The 22,777-nt window shown below is 65.5% G+C and carries 21 protein-coding genes; 11 read left to right on the top strand and 10 right to left on the bottom strand.

Annotation, left to right across the window (positions count from 1 at the left end):
* Positions 1-3: 3 nt before the first annotated feature.
* The 3 genes from parC to AC1DNE_RS11430 all read right to left on the bottom strand — a co-directional run bounded on the left by parC (position 4) and on the right by AC1DNE_RS11430 (position 3,768).
* Positions 4-2,250, bottom strand: coding sequence for a DNA topoisomerase IV subunit A (parC, locus tag AC1DNE_RS11440; RefSeq protein ID WP_441468376.1), 2,247 nt, complete (start codon positions 2,248-2,250; stop codon positions 4-6).
* Positions 2,251-2,483: 233 nt separating this feature from the next.
* A complete protein-coding gene (recO, locus tag AC1DNE_RS11435; protein ID WP_441468377.1) occupies positions 2,484-3,245 on the bottom strand; it encodes a DNA repair protein RecO in 762 nt (253 codons plus the stop codon).
* 139 nt (positions 3,246-3,384) lie between these two features.
* Positions 3,385-3,768, bottom strand: a complete 384-nt coding sequence (locus tag AC1DNE_RS11430; RefSeq protein ID WP_441468378.1) for a tautomerase family protein — start codon at positions 3,766-3,768, stop codon at positions 3,385-3,387.
* Here AC1DNE_RS11430 and AC1DNE_RS11425 point away from each other — a divergent pair.
* The gene (locus AC1DNE_RS11425) at positions 3,767-4,729 is read left to right on the top strand and encodes a LysR substrate-binding domain-containing protein (protein ID WP_441468379.1); all 963 of its coding nucleotides are present in this window, start codon (positions 3,767-3,769) and stop codon (positions 4,727-4,729) included. The two genes, AC1DNE_RS11430 and AC1DNE_RS11425, sit on opposite strands and share 2 nt — an antisense overlap.
* Before the next feature lie 86 nt (positions 4,730-4,815).
* Here the strand turns inward: AC1DNE_RS11425 and AC1DNE_RS11420 are convergent, their stop codons facing one another.
* The 3 genes from AC1DNE_RS11420 to AC1DNE_RS11410 all read right to left on the bottom strand — a co-directional run bounded on the left by AC1DNE_RS11420 (position 4,816) and on the right by AC1DNE_RS11410 (position 9,377).
* On the bottom strand, positions 4,816-7,029 hold the full coding sequence (locus tag AC1DNE_RS11420; protein WP_441468951.1) for a RelA/SpoT family protein: 2,214 nt from the start codon (positions 7,027-7,029) through the stop codon (positions 4,816-4,818).
* A 161-nt stretch (positions 7,030-7,190) separates the two neighbouring features.
* The gene (rpoZ, locus tag AC1DNE_RS11415) at positions 7,191-7,580 is read right to left on the bottom strand and encodes a DNA-directed RNA polymerase subunit omega (RefSeq protein ID WP_441468380.1); all 390 of its coding nucleotides are present in this window, start codon (positions 7,578-7,580) and stop codon (positions 7,191-7,193) included.
* Between the two features lie 87 nt (positions 7,581-7,667).
* Positions 7,668-9,377: an ATP-binding protein gene (locus tag AC1DNE_RS11410; RefSeq protein ID WP_476766071.1), complete on the bottom strand. Its 1,710-nt coding sequence runs from the start codon at positions 9,375-9,377 to the stop codon at positions 7,668-7,670.
* Positions 9,378-9,615: 238 nt separating this feature from the next.
* On the opposite strand from AC1DNE_RS11410, the gene AC1DNE_RS11405 reads away from it, so the two are divergent.
* The gene (locus AC1DNE_RS11405; protein WP_476766072.1) at positions 9,616-10,368 is read left to right on the top strand and encodes a pyridoxine 5'-phosphate synthase; all 753 of its coding nucleotides are present in this window, start codon (positions 9,616-9,618) and stop codon (positions 10,366-10,368) included.
* Positions 10,369-10,420: 52 nt separating this feature from the next.
* Complete coding sequence (gene acpS, locus AC1DNE_RS11400; protein ID WP_441468383.1) at positions 10,421-10,822, top strand: holo-ACP synthase; 402 nt, start codon at positions 10,421-10,423, stop codon at positions 10,820-10,822.
* Between the two features lie 109 nt (positions 10,823-10,931).
* Here the strand turns inward: acpS and aqpZ are convergent, their stop codons facing one another.
* Positions 10,932-11,657: an aquaporin Z gene (gene aqpZ / locus AC1DNE_RS11395; RefSeq protein ID WP_441468384.1), complete on the bottom strand. Its 726-nt coding sequence runs from the start codon at positions 11,655-11,657 to the stop codon at positions 10,932-10,934.
* Positions 11,658-11,900: 243 nt separating this feature from the next.
* Here aqpZ and lepB point away from each other — a divergent pair, with 243 nt between their 5' ends.
* The 5 genes from lepB (at position 11,901) to AC1DNE_RS11370 (ending at position 15,712) form a co-directional block, all read left to right on the top strand.
* The gene (gene lepB / locus AC1DNE_RS11390; RefSeq protein ID WP_441468385.1) at positions 11,901-12,668 is read left to right on the top strand and encodes a signal peptidase I; all 768 of its coding nucleotides are present in this window, start codon (positions 11,901-11,903) and stop codon (positions 12,666-12,668) included.
* Positions 12,665-13,396 carry a ribonuclease III gene (rnc, locus tag AC1DNE_RS11385; protein ID WP_441468386.1) on the top strand — a complete coding sequence of 244 codons (732 nt, stop codon included), beginning with the start codon at positions 12,665-12,667 and terminating at the stop codon, positions 13,394-13,396. The genes lepB and rnc overlap by 4 nt, the downstream gene beginning before the upstream one ends.
* Positions 13,389-14,306, top strand: a complete 918-nt coding sequence (era, locus tag AC1DNE_RS11380; RefSeq protein ID WP_441468387.1) for a GTPase Era — start codon at positions 13,389-13,391, stop codon at positions 14,304-14,306. The genes rnc and era overlap by 8 nt, the downstream gene beginning before the upstream one ends.
* Before the next feature lie 17 nt (positions 14,307-14,323).
* Positions 14,324-14,869 (top strand): sugar O-acetyltransferase, encoded by a 546-nt coding sequence (locus AC1DNE_RS11375; RefSeq protein WP_441468388.1) that lies wholly within the window; start codon positions 14,324-14,326, stop codon positions 14,867-14,869.
* 207 nt (positions 14,870-15,076) lie between these two features.
* Positions 15,077-15,712: a LabA-like NYN domain-containing protein gene (locus AC1DNE_RS11370; protein ID WP_441468389.1), complete on the top strand. Its 636-nt coding sequence runs from the start codon at positions 15,077-15,079 to the stop codon at positions 15,710-15,712.
* A 42-nt stretch (positions 15,713-15,754) separates the two neighbouring features.
* Here AC1DNE_RS11370 and smpB read toward each other — a convergent pair whose 3' ends face one another.
* Genes smpB through dapA form a run of 3 tightly spaced genes read right to left on the bottom strand, consistent with a single transcriptional unit; the run spans position 15,755 to position 17,817 of the window.
* A complete protein-coding gene (gene smpB, locus AC1DNE_RS11365; protein WP_441468390.1) occupies positions 15,755-16,228 on the bottom strand; it encodes an SsrA-binding protein SmpB in 474 nt (157 codons plus the stop codon).
* Positions 16,225-16,872 (bottom strand): FMN-binding negative transcriptional regulator, encoded by a 648-nt coding sequence (locus AC1DNE_RS11360; RefSeq protein ID WP_441468391.1) that lies wholly within the window; start codon positions 16,870-16,872, stop codon positions 16,225-16,227. The genes smpB and AC1DNE_RS11360 overlap by 4 nt, the downstream gene beginning before the upstream one ends.
* A gap of 51 nt (positions 16,873-16,923) precedes the next feature.
* The gene (gene dapA, locus AC1DNE_RS11355; RefSeq protein WP_441468392.1) at positions 16,924-17,817 is read right to left on the bottom strand and encodes a 4-hydroxy-tetrahydrodipicolinate synthase; all 894 of its coding nucleotides are present in this window, start codon (positions 17,815-17,817) and stop codon (positions 16,924-16,926) included.
* Between the two features lie 171 nt (positions 17,818-17,988).
* Between dapA and AC1DNE_RS11350 the strand changes: the two genes are divergently transcribed.
* The 3 genes from AC1DNE_RS11350 (at position 17,989) to AC1DNE_RS11340 (ending at position 22,773) form a co-directional block, all read left to right on the top strand.
* Positions 17,989-20,067 carry a lytic transglycosylase domain-containing protein gene (locus AC1DNE_RS11350; RefSeq protein WP_476841052.1) on the top strand — a complete coding sequence of 693 codons (2,079 nt, stop codon included), beginning with the start codon at positions 17,989-17,991 and terminating at the stop codon, positions 20,065-20,067.
* 256 nt (positions 20,068-20,323) lie between these two features.
* A complete protein-coding gene (locus tag AC1DNE_RS11345) occupies positions 20,324-21,481 on the top strand; it encodes an amidohydrolase (protein ID WP_476766074.1) in 1,158 nt (385 codons plus the stop codon).
* Complete coding sequence (locus AC1DNE_RS11340; protein ID WP_476766075.1) at positions 21,478-22,773, top strand: MFS transporter; 1,296 nt, start codon at positions 21,478-21,480, stop codon at positions 22,771-22,773. Before AC1DNE_RS11345 ends, AC1DNE_RS11340 begins: the two co-directional genes overlap by 4 nt.
* Positions 22,774-22,777 lie beyond the last annotated feature (4 nt).

Genomic DNA, 22,777 nt, shown 5'->3' with positions numbered 1-22,777 from the left:
AGGCTACCCCCCGAAAGTATTGCTCTTCGGGAAGCCCTTGGGCGGAAGGCGCCCGGCCTCGGCGCGGTGGCCCAGCCACTCCATGAGATCGGCCTGCGGCACGGTCCAGGTGCGGCCGGAGGTATCGAGCCAGGTCAGGCCGTCGGCGAGGTTGAAGGTCTTCGCGTCGGATAGGCCGCCATCCTTGTAGCGCTGCAGGCGCACGCCCTTGCCGCGGCCCATCTCCGCCACTTCCGAGATCGGGAAGCAGAGCAGCTTGCGGTTCTGGCCGATGATCGCGACATGATCGCCATCGGCCGGCACCGCCAGCATGGCCACCGTCGCGCCGTCGACATTCAGAACCTGCCGCCCCTTGCGGGTATTGGCGACGACATCGTCGGCGGGGGCGACGAAGCCACGGCCCTCGTTCGTCACCATCAGCAGCTTCGAGGCCGGCTTGTAGGCGAAAGCGGAGACGATTTCGGCTGTCTCCTCCAATTCGATCATCAGCCGGATCGGATCGCCGAAACCACGCCCGCCCGGCAGTTTCGAGGCGTCGAGCGTGAAGACCTTGCCGTTCGAGGCGAGCACCAGAACCTTCGCAGTTGTCTCGGTGAAGAACGCCATCTGGAGCGCATCGTCGCCCTTGAAGGAGAAGCTGGAGCGATCCTGCACATGGCCCTTCAGAGCGCGGATCCAGCCCTTCTTCGAGATCACGACCGTGATCGGCTCACGCTCGACCATGGCCTGGGTCAGGTCGATATCGGCGGTATCCGGCATGTCCGCGAACTCGGTGCGGCGCTTGCCGATCGCCGTCTCCGGGCCGAAAGCCTTCTTCACCTGTCGGATGTCCCAGGCGATCGTCTTCCACTGGGTCGCCTCCGAAGCGAGCAACTCCTCGATCTGCCCCTTTTCCTTGGTGAGTTCGTCGAGCTCGGTCTTGAGCTGCATTTCCTCGAGCTTGCGCAGGGCGCGCAGGCGCGTGTCGAGGATGGCGTTGGCCTGGACCTCGGTGAGGTCGAAGACCTTCATCAGCTCGATCTTCGGCTCGTCCTCCTCGCGGATGATTTTGATCACCCGGTCGAGGTCGAGATAGACGATCAGCAGGCCGCGCAGGATTTCGAGGCGCTTCTCGATCTGGCCGAGTCGGAAGCGCGAACGCCGCTGCAAAACTTCGCGGCGATGGTCGAGCCAGGCGCGCAGCGCCTCGGCGAGGCCGAGCACGCGCGGCACGAGACCGCCGGTCAGCACGTTCATGTTCATCGGAATGCGCGATTCCAGCTCGGAGAGCTTGAACAGCGATTCCATCATCAGGTTGGCGTCGACGTTGCGGGCGCGCGGCTCGATGACGACGCGGATGTCTTCCGCGGATTCGTCGCGCAGATCCGCGACCAAAGGCAGCTTCTTGTCGTTGAGCAGCTCGGCGATCTTCTCGATCAGCCGGCCCTTCGAGACCATGTAGGGGATCTCGGTGACCACCGCGAGCCAGGTGCCGCGGCCCTGATCCTCGACATGCCAGCGTGCGCGGGTGCGGAAGGCGCCGCGGCCGGTGCGGTAGGTCTCCGCCATCGAGGCGCGGGTCTCGACGATGATGCCGCCGGTCGGGAAATCCGGGCCGGGCACGAAGGTCATCAACTGCTCGGAGGAGGTCTCCGGGTGCTGGATCAAATAGAGCGCGGCGTCGCAGAGCTCGGCGGCATTGTGCGGCGGGATCGAGGTCGCCATGCCCACGGCGATGCCCTGCGAGCCGTTGGCGAGCAGGTTCGGGAAGGCCGCCGGGAGCACGACCGGCTCCTCGTCCTCGCCATTATAGGTCTCGCGGAAATCGACCGCGTCCTCGTCGATGCCGTCGAGGAGGAGGCGCGCGACCTCGGTCATGCGCGCTTCGGTGTAACGATAGGCGGCGGCGTTATCGCCGTCGATATTGCCGAAATTGCCCTGCCCGTCGACCAGCGGATAGCGCTGCGCGAAATCCTGCGCGAGGCGCACCAGCGCGTCATAGACCGACTGGTCGCCATGCGGGTGGAACTTACCGATGACGTCGCCGACGATACGGGCGCATTTCTTGTGGACCTGGCCCGGATCGAGCCGGAGCAGCCGCATGGCATGCAGGATGCGGCGGTGGACGGGCTTCAGCCCGTCGCGCGCATCCGGCAGGGCGCGATGCATGATGGTGGAGAGCGCATAGGCGAGGTAGCGCTCCTCGAGCGCCGATTTCAGATCGATGCGCTCGGCTTCATCCTCCGGCGGCGGATCGACCGGTTTGCCCATACGTCTTCAGCCCTCGTCTTGTCGCAAACTCGCGTAGTCCCGATCCCGTCGCATTCGGGCGGTACGACCGATGCGAAAAACGTGATCGATTCTCAAAGCTCGGAGCATCGCTCCACGCGAAAAACCGGTACCCACTTTTTCGCGCAATGCTCTATGGCACAGTGCGAATCGCCCCGCCAGAACAATGCAGGTACGCAGCCATGCGTGCAAACGCCCGGGCCGGTATTTTGCGCTCAATCGGTGGATGAATCCGGGGTGGGTGAATTCGCCGCAATGCGCGTGGCCAGCTCCACCAGCCGCGCCCGCTCCGGCGGCTCGCGCAGGCCGCGCGGCTCGTAGAGGTGACGGCGCAGGAAATACCCCGTCAAGGCGAAACCGGCCAGAAGCTCGGCCGAGGATGGCTCGCGCCCGCCCTGCCCCTCGACGAGGAAGGCCGGCAATGCCAGCAACCGGTCGAGATAGGGCTGCGCTGCCCGCCGGCTGACGGCCTTGCCCGATTTCGGCGAAACATGGCTGAGATCGTCGGGGGAGCCGGTCACGACGCAGCGCGCCAGATCAAGTCCGAAGCCCAGTTCCGACAGCATGGCGAGTTCAAAGCGCACGACCAGCGGCGGCGTAAGGCGCAGTTCGTCGAGATGGGCGATGAGGACGGCGAGGCCTTCGTAGAGGCCGGGATGCGGGTCCCGCTCCGGCAGAAGCCGCAGCAGCCCGGCGATCGTGCCCAGCCCGTAGAGCGCGACCGGTGCCGCCATCAGCCGCGCCGCATGCGAGGTCAAAAGCTCGACCTTGTACTCGCCAAGATGCTCGTCGAGCCGGGCGCGCCAGGTCAGAGAGATGTGATTGCCGGGTTGCAGCTGCGGCTGGGCCTTCTGCGAACGCCCGCCCCTGACGAGGCCGAGATGGCGGCCATGGTCACGCGTCATCACCTCGAGGATCACGGCGCTTTCGCCGTGGGCCTTGAGGCCGATGATCGTGCCCTCGTCCGTCCATTCCATGGAGACAGGATTTAGGCCAGCCCGGCGCGGGAAGAAACCACGTCATGGTCGGGCTTGACCCGACCATCTCGGAAGCCAGCGAGCGGGTCACGAGATTCTCGGGTCGCCGGAGTGCGGCGCCCGAGAATGACGGCAGGCCTCACGCCACGTACTGGGCGATCCCGCCGCCAAAGGACCAGTCCTCGCGCTTGACCTCGACGAGGTTGATGAAGATGTCGTCGGGCTTCAGACCGGGTTCGCGGGCCAGGTTCGCCGCGATGGCGGCATAGAGCTTCTTCTTCTGCGTGACACCACGGGTGTTGGCGACGGTGATCTGGATGATGACCAGACCCACGCTGCGATTGAAGCCGAAATAGTTGGCATCGAAGACGAACTCGTCGGCGTCATGTTGATGCACGACGGCGAAGAGGTCCTTCTCCGGCACCTCGAAGGTTTCGCGCAACGCCCTGTAGACGCCGTCGACGATCGCGGCGGGTTCGGAGGCTGGACGGCCGCGCCGCATCGAAATCCGGATCAGAGGCATGGTTCTCTCCATCAGCGGCGGCGTTCAGCCGCGGGTCGATGACAGGAATCTAGCGTTGATCCACAAAACAATAAACCGTATCATTATTGATATCATAAATATGGATTTTCAATCTATGAGCCACCCTGCCCTCGATGTGGAAGCGGTTGCGGCCTTCCTCCAGGCGGCCGAGCTATCAAGCTTCACCCGTGCGGCACAGGCGCTCGGCTCGACGCAATCTCTGGTCAGCACGCGGATCAAGCGGCTGGAGACAACACTCGGGAAACTCCTGCTGCAGCGGCATCCGCGGCTGGTAAGGCTCACTTCCGAGGGTGAGCGTTTCCTGCCGGCCGCCCGCGCATTTCTTGTTGCCCACAACCGAGCGCTCGCGACGTTCAGCGAGGCAATGGAACGCATCGCCATTGGCATCAGTGAGCAGGCCGCAGGCGCCGATGTTCCAGCGCTACTCGCGCGACTGGCTGCGCACGACCCCGGTCTTGTCGTCAATCTGCGCATCGAGCCGTCGAGCCAACTGGAAACGGCCTATGAGGCGGGCGATCTCGATGCGGTCCTCACCCGCAGGATCGGCGCCGGCAAGACCGGCGAGGTTCTGCGCGAGGATAGCCTTGGCTGGTTCGCCTCCCCCGCTTTGACGCGTCAGCACGACGCGCCGTTGCCGCTCATCAATCTCGTCGCCGAATGCCGCTTGCGGCAGCACGCAATCAACGCGCTCGACCGGCACGCTATCGACTGGCGCGAAGCCTTCATCGGAGGCGGGATGGCTGCCGTACAGGCTGCGCTTGCGGGCGGCCTCGGGGTCGCGGCCCTGGCATCCCGGATCGCCCCGCCGGGCGCCGTCGATATCGGTACGGATTGGGGGCTACCTTCGCTCGGGCGCTCGCCGATCGTGCTGCGCAGCAATGCCGCGACCGTACGCGGCCGCGCCTTCGTGCGGGAGCTGGCGGCCGCATTCCGCGGCTAGAGCCCGCTGATCTCGCACGGAAACACGCCGCCATTCCGGGCCAGGGCCCGGAGTGACGGTGGATCTCCGCTAAAGACCGCGCGCCCCTAGCCGACCACGCGCTCGACGCGGCTGATCACGCGCTTCTCACGCAGCTCGCTGATGATCGCCGAGAGGTGCTTCAGGTCCCAAACGGTGAGGTCGATCGTGACATCGGTGAAGTCCGGGTTAGGACGATTCATCGAGACCGAGTCGATATTGCCGTCATGCTCGGCAATCGTCGTGGTGATCTGGGCGAGCGAGCCGGGCTCGTTCAGCGACTTCAGCGCAATGCGGGCGGGGAAACGCTGCGGCACCTTGTCGTCGAGATCCCAGCGCACATCGAGCCAGCGCTCGGGCTCGTTGTCGAAGGCGGCGAGCGCCGGCGACTGGATCGGGTAGATCGTCACGCCCTCGCCCGGCGTCAGGATGCCGACGATGCGATCGCCCGGCACCGCACCGCCCTGCGGAGCGAAGCGCACCGGCAGGTCGCGGCCGAGGCCACGGATCGGGATGGCGCTGTCGGAAGGCCCCTCGCCCGGAAGCTTGAACTTGAGATTCTCGCCCTGGCGCAGTTCGAACCAACCCTTGCCGCTGGCCGTAGCGCCAGGCTTGGTCTCGGTCGAAGCGCGCTTCTCCGGCTCGAGATCGGGATAGACCGCCTTCACGACATCGCCGGAATACATCTCGCCGCGACCGACGGCGGCGAGCACGTCATCGACCGTGTTGCGGGCGAGGCGCCTGAGCGCAGCCTTGAGCTTGTCGTCGGAGAAAGCGCGCTCGGCGCGGGAGAAGGCGCGCTCGAGGATCTGGCGACCCAGACCGGCATATTGCCGGCGCACGGCGGCGCGCGTGGCGCGCCGGATGGCGGCGCGCGCCTTGCCGGTGACGACGAGCGATTCCCAGGCGGCCGGCGGCGCCTGCCCCTCGGCGCGGGTGATCTCGACCTCGTCGCCGTTCTGCAACTCGGTCAGGAGGGGCGCGATGCGGCCGTTGATCTTGGCGCCGACGGCGCTGTTGCCGACATCGGTATGGACGGCATAGGCGAAGTCGATCGGCGTCGCGCCGCGCGGCAGGGCGATGAGCCGGCCCTTCGGCGTGAAGCAGAAGACCTGATCGTGGAAGAGCTCGAGCTTGGTGTGCTCGAGAAACTCCTCGGGGCTGTCGCCCTCGTTCAGCAGATCGACGGTGCGGCGCAGCCACTGATAAGCGCGGCTCTCGTCGCCGAGCTGGGTCGGCTCGCCGGGCCGGCCATCCTTGTAGTGCGCATGCGCGGCGATGCCGTATTCGGCGATACGGTCCATGGTGTCGGTGCGGATCTGCAATTCGACGCGGCTATGACCGGGGCCGACCACGGTGGTGTGGATCGAGCGGTAGTCGTTCTGCTTCGGCGTCGAGATGTAGTCCTTGTAGCGGCCCGGCACCATCGGCCAGGTCATGTGGACGATGCCGAGCACGCGGTAACAGTCCTCCGGCTTCTCGACGATGACGCGGAAGCCGAAGATATCCGAGAGCTGCTCGAAGGAGACCGACTTCCGCTCCATCTTCTTCCAGATCGAATAGGGGCGCTTGCGCCGACCCGAGACCTGGGCCTGGATGCCGCTGGCGGCGAGCTTCTCCTTCAGATCGCGCTCGATCTCGCCGATCACCTTGCCCTCACGCTCGGTGACCTCCTCCAGCCGCTTGGTCACGGTGGCGTGAGCTTCCGGCTTGATGTGGCGGAAGGAGAGCTCCTCCAGCTCCTCGCGCAGCTCCTGCATGCCCATGCGGCCGGCGAGCGGCGCGTAGATCTCGATCGTCTCCTCGGCGATGCGCAGCCGCTTCTCCGGGGGGACGAAATGCAGCGTGCGCATGTTGTGCAGCCGGTCGGCGAGCTTGACCAGCAGCACGCGGACATCGTCGGCGATGGCGAGCAGGAGCTTGCGGAAATTCTCGCCCTGCGCCGCCTTCTTGGAGACAAGGTCGAGCTTCTTGATCTTGGTGAGGCCGTCGACGAGCCGGCGGATATCCGGCCCGAACATGCTCTCGATCTCTTCCAGCGTCGCGGCCGTGTCCTCGACCGTATCGTGCAGCACCGCAGCGACGATGGTGGCATCGTCGAGCTTGAGATCCGTCAGGATCGCCGCGACTTCGAGCGGGTGAGCGAAGAAAGGGTCGCCGGAGGCGCGCTTCTGCGTACCGTGCGCGCGCATGGCATAGACATAGGCCCGGTTGAGCAGGTCCTCGTCGGTATTCGGATTGTAGCTCCTGACCCGGTCAACGAGCTCGTACTGCCGCATTATGCCCATGCGGGCCTCTGCCTCGACATTCTCTTGTTGCAACTCATGATTATTTGCACAGGCTTGGGCGGCAGCAAGGCGTTTTCCGGATGGCGGGCATGAAAAAGCCCGGCACTGCCGGGCTTTAACTTCAAACTATGAACAATCGATTCACGCCGCGACGATCAGTCCTCGTCGTCGGCGCTCTCGGTCGGCGGAACGAGGCCGTCGAGGCCGCGCAGCAGGTCCTCTTCGCTCATCCGGTCGAACTGGATCTCGCTGTCGGGGGTCGCCGCGGTGGCGGGGTTGGCGAGCAGCGGGACGGTCTCCTGCTCCGGCTCATCAACCTCGACATGCTTCTGCAGCGAGTGGATCAGGTCTTCCTTGAGATCCTCGGGCTTCAGCTTCTCCTCGGCAATCTCGCGGAGCGCAACGACAGGGTTCTTGTCGTTGTCGCGCGCAACGAGGATCGACGAGCCCGACTGGATCATCCGCGCGCGGTGGCTGGCGAGCAGCACCAGCTCGAAGCGGTTCTCGACCTTGTCGATGCAGTCTTCAACGGTAACGCGAGCCATGGGCGGCTTCTTCCGATCTCAGCGATGCAGGGAATAGGTTGAGCAGGGCCTTACAGCCAAAGCCTCCGGGATGCAAGAAATTCGCGCTCAGGCCCGCATGCGCCGGACCATGTCGTCGAGGGTTGGTTCCAGCCGGCCGCCGCCCTCCCCCGTGCGTCCACCCATCGCCGGCAGTTCATGCGGCTTCAGCTCGGCGAAGCGCATCCGCATCGTGGTCGCAACGCCTTCACCGAAGGCGATCGCCTCGCGGTTGCCGATCGAGGAGAGGAAATTGATCGTGCTGGCAGAGGCGTCGGAGATCGCCGAGCGGATGATCTGCTGGTCGCGCTCGTTGGCCAGCCGCATCGCAAAAACGGTCGAACATTGTGACAGGATCGTCGGGTCGAGCTCGCCCGGGCGCTGAGTGACCACGCCGAGATAGGCACCGTATTTGCGCCCTTCCTTGGCGATGCGCGCGATCGCCTGGCGGGTGGGTGCGAAGCCGAGCGCCTGGTCCGATGGCACATAGCGATGCGCCTCTTCGCAGAGCACGAGGACCTCGCAGGCGCCCTGGCTGGCCATGGCGAGATCGAAGGCGAGCCGCGACAGCACCGAGGCGACGGCATTGACCACCTCGCCCGGCAGGCCGCCGAGCTGGAAGGCGGTGATCGGCCGGCCATGCATGGGAATGCGGAAGATCTGCCCCAGGATCGGCGCCACCGTCTCGTACATATTGGCGCGGCCGAACATGAAGCGGTAGCGCGGATCGGCATGGAGAGATTCCAGCCGCACCTTCAGCGAGCGCAGCGCCGGCCTCGGCCAACGCTGCTCGTGCAGGCCGATCATTTCGTCGATAACGGCGAAGGCGTCCTTCAGGCGGTACGGCGTCGATGCATCGACGCCCCCCGTGGGCGGCGCCGGCTCCGGGCCGCTGCGCCCGACGCCGAGATCGAGCGGGCGCTTGAGCAGGCTCGATCCGAGGTCACGCGCCAATTCCTGGCCACTCGGAACACGGTAGCGGCCTCGGGCCGCCGCAATGACCTCCCGCAGGATATCAGGCTCGTCGTCCAACGCAGGCCGGCCGCGGAAGACGATGTCGGCGAACTCTTCCTGCTTGAACATCCAGAACGGCAGGTCGAGCGCGTCACCGTCGATGGTGAGGGCGAGATCCGGAAAGGCGACGGAGTATTCATTGTGCGGATCCAGAATCAGCACGCGCAGGCGCGGGCGCGCGGCAACGGCACGGCGCAGCAACAGCGAAACGGCGCTCGACTTGCCGACACCTGTCGTGCCGACGAGAGCGAAATGGCGCGAGAGCATGTCCTGGATGCTGACGGTCGCCGGGATACTGGCATCCTGCGTGACGTGGCCGATCTCGGCACCTTTCCGGTCGCCAAGGTCGTGGACGAGTGCGAGATCGCCGGCCCTGATGCGGTGAGCGACGGCGCCGATCGGCGGATAGCCGGTAATGCCGCTCTGGAAGCGCATCGAGCCGTCCGATTTCTCAAGAACCTCGCCCAGAAACTCGACCTCGACCTGGATCGGGTTCTCGCCATCGGTCCAGGCCGGTTCGACCGCGTGCAGCTTGTAGACCAGGGCCACGATGCGGCTCTGACCGAGATTGATCGAGACCATGCGGCCGATCGCCCAAGCGTCGCTCGCCTGCCAGTTCCCGGTCGAGACTGCGCTCAGGATGGTGGCGCGCGAGCCGTCACAGGCGATGACTCGCCCGAGCGCACGCTCCGGCGGCTGACCGGCATTGCGACGGTCCGGCGTGATGTCCGTATGGAAGGCCGCGTCGTTCAAGGGGAGTTGCATAAATCCCGCTCGCTCAATCTAAGGTTTAGTAAATTTAAGTCTTGATGTTACAGCGCGCCGGTTACGATTACCTTCACGGAGAACAAACAACCATTTGCGGTTATCAAATAGCAAACCGCCCTCGCCCCCGCGGACGGCCTTACAGATCACAAATCGTGAGGCCGGCATCACAATCCCTGCATTGAGCCGATGCCGTGCTTTCGTCTAAGCACGGGTAGCTACAAAGAGGGCTTGCACCATGGCCGAAGGGCTGCGTCTCGGCATCAACATCGACCATGTCGCCACGGTGAGAAATGCACGCGGGGGCACCCTGCCCGATCCGGTCCGCGCCGCCCATCTCGCCATCGCCGCCGGAGCCGACGGGATCACCGCCCATCTCCGCGAGGATCGCCGCCATATCCGCGACGCCGACATGGAACGGCTCGCCGCCGAGCTGACCAAGCCGCTGAATTTCGAGATGGCCGCCACCGATGAGATGATCGCGCTGGCTGAGCGGCTGAAGCCGCACGCAGCCTGCCTCGTCCCGGAGAAGCGTGAGGAACGCACGACCGAGGGCGGGCTCGACGTCGTTGGCCAGGAAGCGCAGCTTGCGCCGCGCATCACCCGGCTGAAGGCGGCCGGATGCCGCGTCTCGCTCTTCATCGAGCCGGACGAGGCACCGATCGCGATGGCTGCCAAGCTCGGCGCCCCCGTCGTCGAACTTCACACCGGCAGCTGGTGCCATGCGGTTGCGGATGGCGAGACGGCCAGGGCGGAAGCCGAGTTCCAGCGGCTGGCCAACGGTGCCGCCTATGCGGCCAAGCTCGGGCTTGAAGTCCATGCCGGACACGGGCTCGACTACGACACGGCCCGCAAACTTGCCGGTGTTCAGGCCTTCGTCGAATTCAACATCGGTCACTTCCTGATCGGCGAAGCGATCTTCGTCGGGCTGGAGACCGCGATCCGCCGGATTCGGCAAGCGATGGACGAAGGGCGCGGCGCCGGGCGCTGACCGCGCAGGAAACCGGTTTCCACTTTCTCGGCCGATGCTCTAAACGCGGAGCATGATCCTCGGCATCGGCTCCGACCTCTGCGACATCCGCCGCATCGAGCGCTCCCTCGAACGCTTCGGCGAACGCTTCACCCAGCGCGTCTTCACCGACGGCGAGCGGACGAAATCCGACCGCCGCGCCACCCGCGCGGCCTCCTATGCCCGCCGCTTCGCCGCCAAGGAAGCCTGCTCGAAAGCGCTGGGCACCGGCATGCGGGCCGGCGTTTTCTGGCGCGACATGGAGGTGGTCAACCTGCCGGGCGGGCGCCCGACGATGCGGTTGACGGGCGGCGCGCTGGAGCGCGTGAAGGCCATGACGCCTGCAGGCTTCGAGGCGATCGTCCATGTCTCGCTGACGGACGATCCGCCGCTGGCGCAGGCCTTCGTCGTGATCGAGGCCCGGCCGGTCGCCTGAGACGGAACCGGCAGTCGTCGGGATCGGAACCGCCATCGTCCATTCCGAGCTCACGCCTTTCGGCGCGCGCCCGGAGAAGGACAGTGGCGGTCCCGGCTTTCGACCGGACCTATTCGGCCGGCTGGGTGCCGCTGACGACGCCCTGCGGCTCATCGCTCAGCCAACGATAGATGACGCCGCCAAGCACGCCGCCGATCAGCGGAGCGACCCAGAAGAGCCAGAGCTGGCCGAGCGCCCAGCCGCCGACGAACAGTGCCGGGCCGGTGCTGCGGGCCGGGTTCACGGAGGTGTTCGTCACGGGGATGCTGACGAGATGGATCAGGCACAGGCCGAGGCCGATGGCGAGCGGCGCGAAGCCTGCCGGAGCCTTGCCGTGGGTCGACCCCATGATGATGAACAGGAACATCATCGTCATCACGACTTCCATGAGGAAGGCCGAGACGAGATTGTACTTTCCGGGTGAGTGTTCGCCGTAACCGTTCGAGGCGAAACCGTTGGCGAGGTCGAAACCAGGCGCGCCGCGGGCGATCAGGTAGAGAACGGCCGCGGCCACGATCGCGCCGACCACCTGCGCGACGATGTAAGGAACGACCTGCCCCGCCGGGAAGCGACCGCCCGCCGCGAGCCCGACCGTCACGGCCGGGTTGAGGTGGCAACCGGAAACATGGCCGATGGCGTAGGCCATCGTCACGACGGTGAGGCCGAAAGCGAGCGAAACGCCGAGCAACCCGATGCCGACATTTGGAAAACCTGCAGCGATGACCGCGCTGCCGCAACCCGCAAAAGTCAACCAGAACGTGCCAATGGCTTCGGCGACATATTTCTTCGTGCTCATGGTGATTCCCCCAAAGGTCGGAAACAAGCGAATGCTGTTCGTGAAACACGATATCGTCAACGCATCGAAGTGGGTATTCGCCCTGCGAATTCGGCCCAGCTCCCGCCGTTTTCTCGCATTGTAATTGTTGTGATCATGTATTCGCCATCCGCCAGCGTCATCCCTCCGGACTGCTCTTGCGCGTTGTCGCAGACGCGATAGTCGGCTAGACCGCGCTGGATCGCAGTCCCAGGAGCCCCCCGCGTGGCCAACGAAGTCGAAAGCAAGAACAAGACGGCCAAGGACGAGGGCGGCGTCTTCGAGACGATCAAGGTCGTCGTCCAGGCGCTCCTCATCGCGTTGGTCATCCGCACCCTGCTGTTCCAGCCCTTCAACATCCCTTCGGGCTCGCTGATCCCGACGCTGCTGATCGGCGACTATCTCTTCGTGTCCAAGTACACCTACGGCTATTCCAAGCACTCGATCCCGTTCAGCCCGCCGCTGTTCTCGGGGCGCATCTGGGCCGCCGAGCCCAAGCGCGGCGACATCGCCGTCTTCAAGCTGCCGACCGACAACTCGACCGATTACATCAAGCGCGTCATCGGCCTGCCCGGCGACCGCATCCAGATGATCGACGGCATCCTGCACATCAACAACCAGCCGGTGAAGCGCGAGCGCATCGCCGACTATGTAACCAGCGACAATTGGGGCCGCAGCGTTCCGGTGATCCGCTATATCGAAACGCTGCCGAACGGCGTCCGCCACGAGATCATCGAGCGCGAAGGCGACACCGGCACCTTCGACAACACGCAGGTCTTCGTCGTTCCGCCCGGTCATTTCTTCATGATGGGCGACAACCGCGACAACTCGCTCGACTCGCGCGACCGCAGCGTCGGCTATGTGCCGTTCGAGAACTTTGTCGGCCGGGCCGAGATCATCTTCTTCTCGATAGAGGACGGCGCCTCGGCCTGGAAGATCTGGGAATGGCCCTATACGGTTCGCTGGAACCGTCTGTTCAGCACCATCAAGTGAGCAAAAGCAGCGAAACCGCGCGTAAGGCGCCGGACACAGCGCGGCTCGAAGCCGCGCTGGAGCACGATTTCAGCGACAAGTCCCTGCTGACGACGGCGCTCACCCATATGAGCGCCGAGGAATCGCGGCTGGCGAGCTATCAGCGCCTCGAATTCCTCGGCGACCGCGTGCTCGGCCTGTCGATCGCCGACATGCTGTTCCGGCGCTACCCACAATCCGAGGAAGGCAATCTTTCGCGCCGCCTCGCCGATCTCGTGCGCAAGGAGACCTGCGCCGAGGTGGCGCAAGGCTGGAATCTCGGGCAGTTCATGCGGCTAGGCGATGGCGAGATCCAGGGCGGCGCCCGCAAGAACAAGGCGATCCTGGCCGATGCCTGCGAGGCGGTCATCGGCGCGGTCTTCATCGACGGCGGCTACGAGGCCGCCCGCGCCCTGGTCGAGCGCGCCTTCGGCGAACGGCTGATAAAGCCGGTACGCCCTTTGCGCGACGCCAAGACCGCACTGCAGGAATGGGCTCAAGGCAAGGGCTATCCGACGCCCACCTACAGCGAGCGCGGACGTTCGGGGCCGGACCACGCACCGGTCTTCGTCGTGGCGGCAAAGATCACCGGGCTCGCGGACTCCGAGGCGCGCGGCCCCTCCAAGCGGCTGGCCGAGCAGTCGGCGGCCGAAGCTTTCCTGCGGCGTGAAGGCCTGTGGAACGACAACCCGGAAGGCGACAATGTCTGAAACCGATCAACCCACGCGCTGCGGCTTCGTCGCGCTGATCGGCGCGCCGAATGCCGGCAAGTCGACGCTGCTCAACCAACTCGTCGGCGCCAAGGTCTCGATCGTCTCTCGCAAGGTGCAGACGACGCGCACACAGGTGCGCGGCATCGCCCTGTCCGGCCCGGCGCAGGTCATCTTCGTCGACACGCCCGGCATCTTCGCACCCAAGCGCCGGCTCGACCGCGCCATGGTGACGAGCGCCTGGGGCGGCGCGACCGACGCCGACCTGATCGGCGTGCTGATCGACGTCGCCCGTTTCGATCATGAAGAGAATACCGCTCTGCTGGAGAAGCTCGCCGAGCTGAAGCAGCCGAAGTTCCTGATCCTCAACAAGATCGACACGGTGGCGAAGGAGAAGCTGCTCGAGATCACCACCAAGGTGAACGAGCGGGGGCAGTTCGAAGCCACCTTCATGGTCGCGGCGCTGACCGGCTACGGCGTCAAGGACATCCTGACCTGGCTGGAGAAGCGGCTGCCGCCCGGCCCCTGGCTCTATCCTGAAGACCAGATCTCGGATGCTCCCTTGCGCTTCCTCGCGGCCGAGATCACCCGCGAGAAGATCTTCGAGCGGCTGCACGACGAATTGCCCTACCGCTCTACGGTCGAGACCGAGAGCTGGCAGCAGAAGCCGGATGGCTCGGTCAGGATCGAGCAGACGATCTATGTCGAGCGCGAGGGGCAGCGGAAGATTGTGCTCGGTGAAGGCGGCCAGACGATCAAGGCGATCGGCCAGAGGGCTCGCGCCGAAATCGCCGAGGCAGCCGAGGCCAAGGTCCACCTCTTCCTGTTCGTGAAGGTCCGCGAGAACTGGAGCGACGACCCGGAGCGCTACCGCGAGATGGGGCTGGAGTTCCCCAAGGGCAAAGGCTGAGCACGCGGAAGACGGCGATGCGCAGCGAGAAGGAGAAGATGCTGGCGGGCGAGCTCTACCGCGCCGACAGCCCGGAGCTCATCGCCGACAACCGCCGCATCAGCGCCTGGATGGAGCGCTTCAACGCCACCACGGCCGCGCCTGAGCAAAGGCTCGCGTTGATGCAGGAGGCGTTCCGCCATGTCGGGCGGGACGTCACCATCCGCCCGCCCTTCCATTGCGACTATGGCTACAACATCAGCCTCGGCGACAATGTCTTCCTGAACTTCAACTGCGTCATCCTGGATGTCGTCGCCGTGACGATCGGTGACGGCACGCAGATCGGCCCCGGCGTCCAGATCCTCACCGCCGATCACCCGCGCGACCCGGCCCGGCGCCGTCAGATGCTGGAACTCGGACGCCCGGTCAGCATCGGGCACAATGTCTGGATCGGCGGCGGCGCGATCATCCTGCCGGGAGTCACGATCGGGGACGATGCGATCATCGGCGCGGGCAGCGTGGTCACGCGCGACGTGCCCGCTGGTCGCACGGCAGTGGGCAATCCGGCGCGGCTGCGGCCTTGACGCCGCGACATAACCCATCCGGCGGCCGAGACCATTCGTCAGCACGATCGTAGGACGGTGGGTAGCCTCACCGCGACGCTACTGAGCTGCGTCAAGACGCCACGCCCTTGTTTGAAGCCTGTCAAATTTCATTCATGAAAGACATTGTTCAAACGCCTTTTGCTTCCATCTCTAATAATTGAAGTCATTTGAGCAGGAGTGATTGCCATGAACGGCGCACCGCGCATCGCGCTTTTCATCGACGGCGCCAATCTCTACGCGACCTCGAAGCAGCTCGGCTTCGACATGGATTACCGCCGCCTGCTGCGGGAGTTCCAGAGTCGCGGCAATCTGATCCGCGCCTTCTATTTCACCACCCTCGTCGAAAGCGAGGAGTACTCCTCGATCCGTCCGCTGGTCGACTGGCTAGACTACAACGGCTACCGCGTCATCACCAAGGCAGCCAAGGAGTTCACCGACGCCACGGGCCGGCGGCGCGTGAAGGGGAATATGGACATCGAGCTCGCGATCGAGATGCTCGAGCTCGCGCCACATCTCGACCAGATCTATCTGTTCTCCGGTGACGGCGACTTCCGCCCGCTGGTCGAGGCAGTGCAGCGCAAGGGCGTCAAGGTCTCCGTCGTCTCGACGATCTCGACCAATCCGCCGATGGTTTCGGACGAGCTGCGCCGGCAATGCGACGAGTTCCTCGACCTCGCCCAGCTCATGCAGAAGGTCGGGCGCGATCCGTCCGAGCGCAGCCCCCGCAGCACCGCGCCCGGCGGCGGCCCAGCCGCACCGGGCAACCCCGCTCTGGAACGGCGCTACGGTATCCGGCAGGGCGATGAGCCGGTGGAAGGGTGAGTTCCATGGCAAGGTGTGGCGCGGGCGCCTATTGAATAGGCCTCACCCACCGGTCTTCAAGAGCCGCTGCTTGTCGCGGTTCCAGTCGCGGGTCTTCTCGGTTTCGCGCTTGTCGTGGAGCTTCTTGCCCTTGCCGAGGCCGAGCTCGACCTTCGCCCTGCCTTTGTCGTTGAAATAGACCTTGAGCGGGATCAGAGCCATGCCCTCGCGCTGGACCGCGCCCATCAGCTTGTTGATCTCGCGCCGGTGGAGCAGGAGCTTGCGCGGCCGGCGAACCTCATGGTTGAAGCGGTTCGCCTCCAAATATTCCGGGATATAGGCGTTGAACAGGAAGAGCTCCTCGCCCATCGGGCCAGCATAGCTCTCGCCGATCGTCGCCTTGCCGCCACGGAGCGACTTGATCTCGGTGCCCTGCAGAGCGATGCCCGCCTCCAGTGTCTCCTTGATCTCGTAATTGAAGCGCGCCTTGCGGTTGTCGGCGGCGAGCCGGTAGCGGGCGGGATCAGGCTTCTTCATGCAGTTCCACTGAATCCATGTTTTTTCACCAGCGAGGCCATCGCCTGTGCGTCCGTTTCAGGATCGGCGCTCAGGCCGTTGAGGACGCCGAGCTTGTCGTCCTCCCGCCGGTTCTGGCTGAGTTTGAACTTGCCGATGATCGAGGCGATCTCGATCTCGACGCCGACGATACCGCGCGCCTGTGCCGCGATGAAAGGCTCCGGCGCGTCCGAGACCGCCCATGGCTCGGCGCGAGGCGCCTCCTGCTGCTGCGTCAGCGACTCGAGCTGGGCGCGCAGCCAGGCAGGATCCTCGATCACGCGGGCGGGGCCGCGGACCTGCACCGTGACGTAGTTCCAGGTCGGCACGACCTTCCCGGTCTCCCGCTTGGTCGCATACCAGGCCGGCGTGACGTAGCGCTCGACGCCGGTGAAGATGACCAGCGTCTCCGCCCCGGCCGCGATCGCCTTCCACTGCGCATTGGGACGCGCGAGATGGGCGCGCAGCACGCCGTTCTCGCCCTCATCGGCATGAAGGATGAAGGGAACGGGGTTGGCGATCAGCCCGCCCTCGCCCACTGTCACCAGCGACGCGAGCGGATGCTGCCGGATGACAGCGTGGAGCTGCGCGCGGTCCTCGACCTTGAAGTGACTGGGCTCGTACATCCCGGAATTCCCTGACGTCGGCCGGGAAGACCGGTCGAACGCAATCCTTACTTAGGCATTCAACAGCCCGGCGAAAACCATGGCCTCGCGGATGACCTTGCCCGTGGCCGGCGTCACCGGCAGCAGCGGCAGGCGGACTTCCTCCTCGATACGGCCGAGCAGCGTGAGCCCATGCTTGGCACCGGCCAGCCCCGGCTCCTTGAAGATGGCGTCATGGAGCGGCACGAGACGATCCTGCACCTTCAGCGCCTTGGCGAAATCGCCCTTCAGCGTGGCGTCCATCAGATCGGCGCAGAGGCGCGGCGCGACATTGGCGACGACCGAGATGCAGCCGTGGCCGCCGGCAGCCATGTAGGCCAGCGCCGTCATGTCCTCGCCCGAGAGCTGGATGAAGTCCGGCCCCATGGCGTGGCGCTGCTGCGAGACGCGAGCGAGATTGGCAGTCGCATCCTTCACGCCCGCGATGTTCTTGAGCTCATAGAGCCGCGTCATCGTCTCGACCGACATGTCCACCACCGAGCGCGGCGGGATGTTGTAGATGATGATCGGGATGCCGACCGCATCGTTCACCGCCTTGAAGTGCTGGTACATGCCCTCCTGGGTGGGCTTGTTGTAGTAGGGCGTCACCACAAGGACGGCGTCGGCGCCGGCCTTTTCCGCGTGAACGGCCAGGTCGATCGCCTCGATCGTGTTGTTGGAGCCGGCGCCGGCGATCACCGGAACGCGGCCCTTGGCCTGATCGACGACGATCTCGACCACTCGCTTGTGCTCGTCATGGGAGAGCGTCGGGCTCTCGCCGGTGGTGCCGACGGGGACGAGGCCGGTCGAACCGCTCGCGATCTGCCATTCGACCAGCGCGCGCAGCGCCTCCTCATCGACCTTGCCGGCTTTGAAGGGGGTGACCAGAGCGGGCATCGAGCCGGTAAAGGCAATGTGCTTGGTCATGGGGCAGATCCTGAAGCGAAACACGGGTTGTCGGGCCGCCACACATAAACCGTCGTTTGGTCAAGGCAAAGCCGGCAATGCATGAAAATCCGTGGCCTCATAGTTAAGCCTTCATAAACCCCCTTCCGCGACCATCATTCCCCGATGCCTGCCCCAGGATGGAGACCCGCCATGGCCTCGCCTGCTGCCGCGAGGAGACTAGTCGGCCTGCTGTTGCCTGCGTTGCTCTCCGCCTCGACGACACAGGCGGGCGATGACGGCATGCTGGCGAGTCAGCGCAAGCTCGCCATGATCGGCGACGTCGAGACCACGGGCGCACTGCTGCCCTATCCACCCTCCGCCCTGCGCGCCGAGGATGCAATCAATCTGGACGCCGTGAAGGGTGCCATCGCCGCCTATCGCCGCGGCGCGCTCGGTGACGGCGATGAGCTTGCAGCGCGGATCGAGGACCGCGCCGTCCGCACGCTGCTCGAATGGGTGGCGATCCACTCCAATGCAGGCACCGTATCGTTCACGCGCATCGACGGCTTCCTGCGCGAGCATCCGAACTATCCCGCAACGACCCGTTTTCGACGCCGCGCCGAAGAGGCGCTGATCGCCGAGAAGAAGAGCCCGCTCGTCGTCCGTGCGTTCTTTCACGGCCAGCAGCCGGTGTCGCCAGCCGGGCGGATCGCGCTTGCGCTCGCACTCAAGGACGAGGGACGAACCGAAGAGGCCGTGGCTCTCGTGCGCCAGAGCTGGCGCAAGGACCCGTTCGGGCAAGCGCTGGAGAAGATCGTCCTCAAGGAATTCGAGACGGCGCTGACGAAGGACGACCATCGCCTGCGTACCGAGCGCTTTCTGTTCAAGGACAACGACGCGGCGGCTTTGCGCAATGCTGCCCGCGTCTCAGCCGATTATGTCGTGTTGGCGAGGGCGCGGCTTGCCAGCGCCGGAGCGCGCCGGCCGATCTCCGAGAAGCAGATCGCGGCCGTGCCGACCTCCGTCCGCAGCGACGTCTCCTTCGCCTTCCTGCAGGCACAGCAAGCGCGCCGTGGCGACAAGCTCGACGATGCCGCGAAGGCTCTCGCCAACGTCCCGCGCGATCCAGCGCTGCTCGGGGATGGCGACGGCTGGTGGGAGGAGCGGCGCATCATTTCCCGCAAGCTCCTCGATGCCGGCCAGCCGGCGAAAGCCTATGAAGTCGCGGCCGGCCATGGTGCCGAGGACCCGGCCCAGCGCATCGAAGCCGAGTGGCACGCCGGCTTCATCGCACTCCGCTTCCTGAAGAAGCCGGATGTGGCGCTGAAGCATTTCGATGCGGCAGGCGCCATCGGCGAAACGCCGATCTCGGTGGCACGCGCCGCCTATTGGCGGGGTCGCGCCTATGAGGAGTTGGGCCAAGCCGAGGAAGCGAAAGCGGCCTTCGGCAAGGCGGCCGAGCAGCCTGTCGCCTATTACGGCCAGCTCGCACGGGCGAAACTGGGGCTGGACCGCTTGCCGCTCCGGAGCACCTCCGCTGTGGCCCTTGAGGGGTTGCCCGGCCATCATGGCGTGCGGCTGCTCTACCGCATCGGCGAGCGCGACCTCGCCACGCTGATGCTGAACGATCTGGCACAGCGCCTGCACACCACCGAAGCGCTGGAAGCGATTGCGGCCATCGCCCAGCGCGAGACGGATGCCCGCGCGCTCGTCGGCATCGGCAAGGCGGCGCTGCAGCGCGGTTTCCCGCTCGACATGGCTGCCTATCCGGTCAACGGCATCCCGGAGTTCGACGTGCTCGGCGACCCGATGGAGCGCGCCATCGTCCATGCCATCGCCCGGCAGGAAAGCGCCTTCGACCCCGCCGCCATGTCCCATGCCGGGGCACGTGGGCTGATGCAGATGATGCCTGCGACCGCGCGCGAGACGGCGCGCCGCGCCGGCCTGCCCTTCGACTGGCAGAAGCTCGGGCAGGACCCGCTCTATGCGGCGCAGATGGGCGCGGCCCATCTCAACGACCTGCTGAAGGAGTGGCGCGGCTCCTACATCCTCACCTTCGCTGCCTACAACGCCGGCTCTCCGAACGTGAAGAAATGGATCGCTGCCTATGGTGATCCACGCGACCCTGATGTGGATGCCGTCGACTGGGTCGAGCGCATTCCCTTCTCCGAGACGCGCAACTACGTCCAGCGCGTGATGGAGAATTTGCAGGTCTATCGCGAGCGCCTGAACCAGCGCACCGCCTACCTCATCGACTACGACCTGAAGCGCGGCGGCAAGCGCGACTGAGTCTTGCAGCGCCGGAACTGTGTCATCCCGGACAAGCGGCGACGCCGCGCCGATCCGGGATCCACGGCTGAGCCTTTCCGGCAAACGCGCCGGCATGGATCCCGGGTCTCCGCTTCGCTGCGCCCGGGATGACGACGCGGTTCCGTGCCGTATGTCTCGTTCGCGCCCGAGATTTGCCGGCACGGCAATGATGTTATCTGAACATTGCAATATTTGAAACTTTCAAATACCCATTGCCTTCAGCGGAGGAACTTCGATGCTGCAGGACATCGCCGATTTCGCGCCGACGCTTCAGGCTTGGCGCCGCGACCTTCACGCCCATCCCGAGATCGCCTTCCAGGAGTTCCGGACATCGGACTTCGTCGCACAGACGCTCTCCTCCTTCGGCGTCGAGGTTCATCGCCGACTGGGCGGCACCGGCCTCGTCGGCGTCATCAAGGGCGCGGCGGAGGGGCCGACCATCGGACTGCGCGCCGACATGGACGCGCTGCCGATGGGTGAGGAGACGGGGCTCGACTATCGCTCGAGCACGGAGGGTCAATTCCATGGCTGCGGCCATGACGGACATACGGTGATGCTGCTGGCGGCCGCGCGTCAGATTGCGGCCAATCCTCCCAAGCGCGGCAAGGTGCATCTGATCTTCCAGCCGGCCGAAGAGATCGGCCAGGGCGCCGAGCGCATGATCGCCGACGGGCTGTTCGAGCGTTTCCCCTGCTCGGAAGTCTACGCGCTGCACACCATCCCGCTCTATGAGGAAGGCACGGCCGCAGTCCGCCCCGGCCCGACGCTGAGCGGAACGACGGTCTTCGAGATCCGGATCGACGGCGTCGGCGGTCATGGCGCGGCGCCCCATACCACGGTCGATCCGCTCCAGGTCGCGGCGCGGCTCGCGAACGAGATCTCCTCGATCGTCGGGCGCCATGTCGACCCAATGGAGCCCGCCGTCATCAGCCTGGGCCGTCTCTGCGCTGGCACCGCGGCCAACATCATCCCGGCCTCAGCTGAACTCAGCGGCACGATCCGCACCTATGACCCGGCGACGGAGGCCGCTATCGTCGAGAAGCTCGACGCGATCTGCCGCGGTTTCGCGGAGATGTCGGGCTGCACGATCACCTGCACGAAGAAGGCGAGCTGCCCGCCCTGCCTCAACGACCCACGCGCGGCAGCCACCGCGGCTGCAGCCGCCGGAGTTGTTCTCGGCGAGGCGAAGGTTAGGACCGACCTGAAGCCCCTGCCCTTCTCCGACGACTTCGCGCTGATGCTGCGTCAGTGGCCCGGCGCCTACATCTTTCTCGGCCAGCCCGGCGCGATGTGCCACCACCCGACCTTCGATTTCGACGACCGCCTGCTCCCGATAGGCGCCAGCATTCTGTGCCGGATCGTCGAGCGTCAGACGCAAGGAACCAGCGCATGACCGCCGCGGCTATCCAAGCCGGACAAGCGCGCTCCCCCGCAATGGTCCGCCGCGCCGTGATCTCCTCGGTGATCGGCAACGGCCTCGAATGGTATGACTTCCTCGTCTACGGCTTCTTCGCCACCATCATCTCGCAGGTCTTCTTCCCGAGCTCGGACCCGCTTGTCTCGGCGCTGTTGACGGCAGCGACCTTCGCGATCTCCTTCCTGGTGCGGCCGATCGGCGGCGTGCTGCTCTCGACCTATGCCGATCGCTTCGGCCGCAAGCCGATTCTGACGGTGATGATCCTGATCATGGGGTTCTCGACCGTGCTGATCGGCCTGACGCCGAGCTATGCGACGATCGGCATCCTCGCGCCGATCTTCGTCATCATCGCCCGCATCCTGCAGGGGATCTCGGTTGGCGCCGAATTCGCCTCGGCCACGGCGATGCTGGTCGAATACGCTCCGCCCGGCCGCAAGATGACCTATGGCAGCTTCCAGATGTGCTCGCAGGCGCTAGCGCTCGCGCTCGCGGCCTTCTCCGGCTACGCGCTGGCGACCCTGCTCACGCCGGAGGCGCTGCAAGGCTGGGGCTGGCGCATTCCCTTCCTGCTGGGATCGCTGATCACGCCGCTCGGCTTCTATATCCGCCGCTTCGTCGACGAATCCCCCGAATACGAGAAGCAGGGCGGCAGCAACGCCGGCCGCACGCCGTTCCGCGCCGTGCTGGCCGAGCATCGCAACGCCCTGCTGCGCTGCTTCGGCCTCATGATCCCCGGCACCGCTTCGAATTATGTCTGGTTCATCTTCCTGCCCGGCTATGTCGTGCGGCAGCTGAAGCTGCCCTTCACCAGCGCGATGCTGAGCTCGCTCATCGGCGGCATCCTGCTGTTCATCTTCGTGCCGATCATGGGCTATCTCGCCGACCGCTGGAGCCCGCGCCGCATCTGGCTTCTGGGCATGCTGAGTTTCTCGCTGCTCTCCTATCCTCTGCTGGCCTATGTCGTGGCGGAGCCGAGCTTCGAGCGGCTGCTGCTGGTCCAGGCGATCTGCGCGCTGCCGATCGCGGCGATCTGGGCGCCCACCCCGGGCCTGCTCGCCGGCATGTTCCCGACGGATGTCCGCTCGACCGGGATGTCGGTCGCCTACAACGTGGTCGTTCTGCTGTTTGGCGGGCTGGCGCCCTTCACGCTGACCTGGCTGGTGGCAAAGACCGGCTCCGACCTGGTGCCGGCCTACTATCTGCTGGCCTGCGCAGCGCTCTCGCTGATTGCGCTCACGCTGGCGGGCCGGCAGAACAAGAAGCGCTGACGAG

The sequence above is a fragment of the Allobosea sp. 05L423 genome (genome assembly GCF_056397745.1).
Note: the sequence above shows the minus strand (reverse complement) of the source record. Positions and strands in the feature narration are given on the sequence as shown.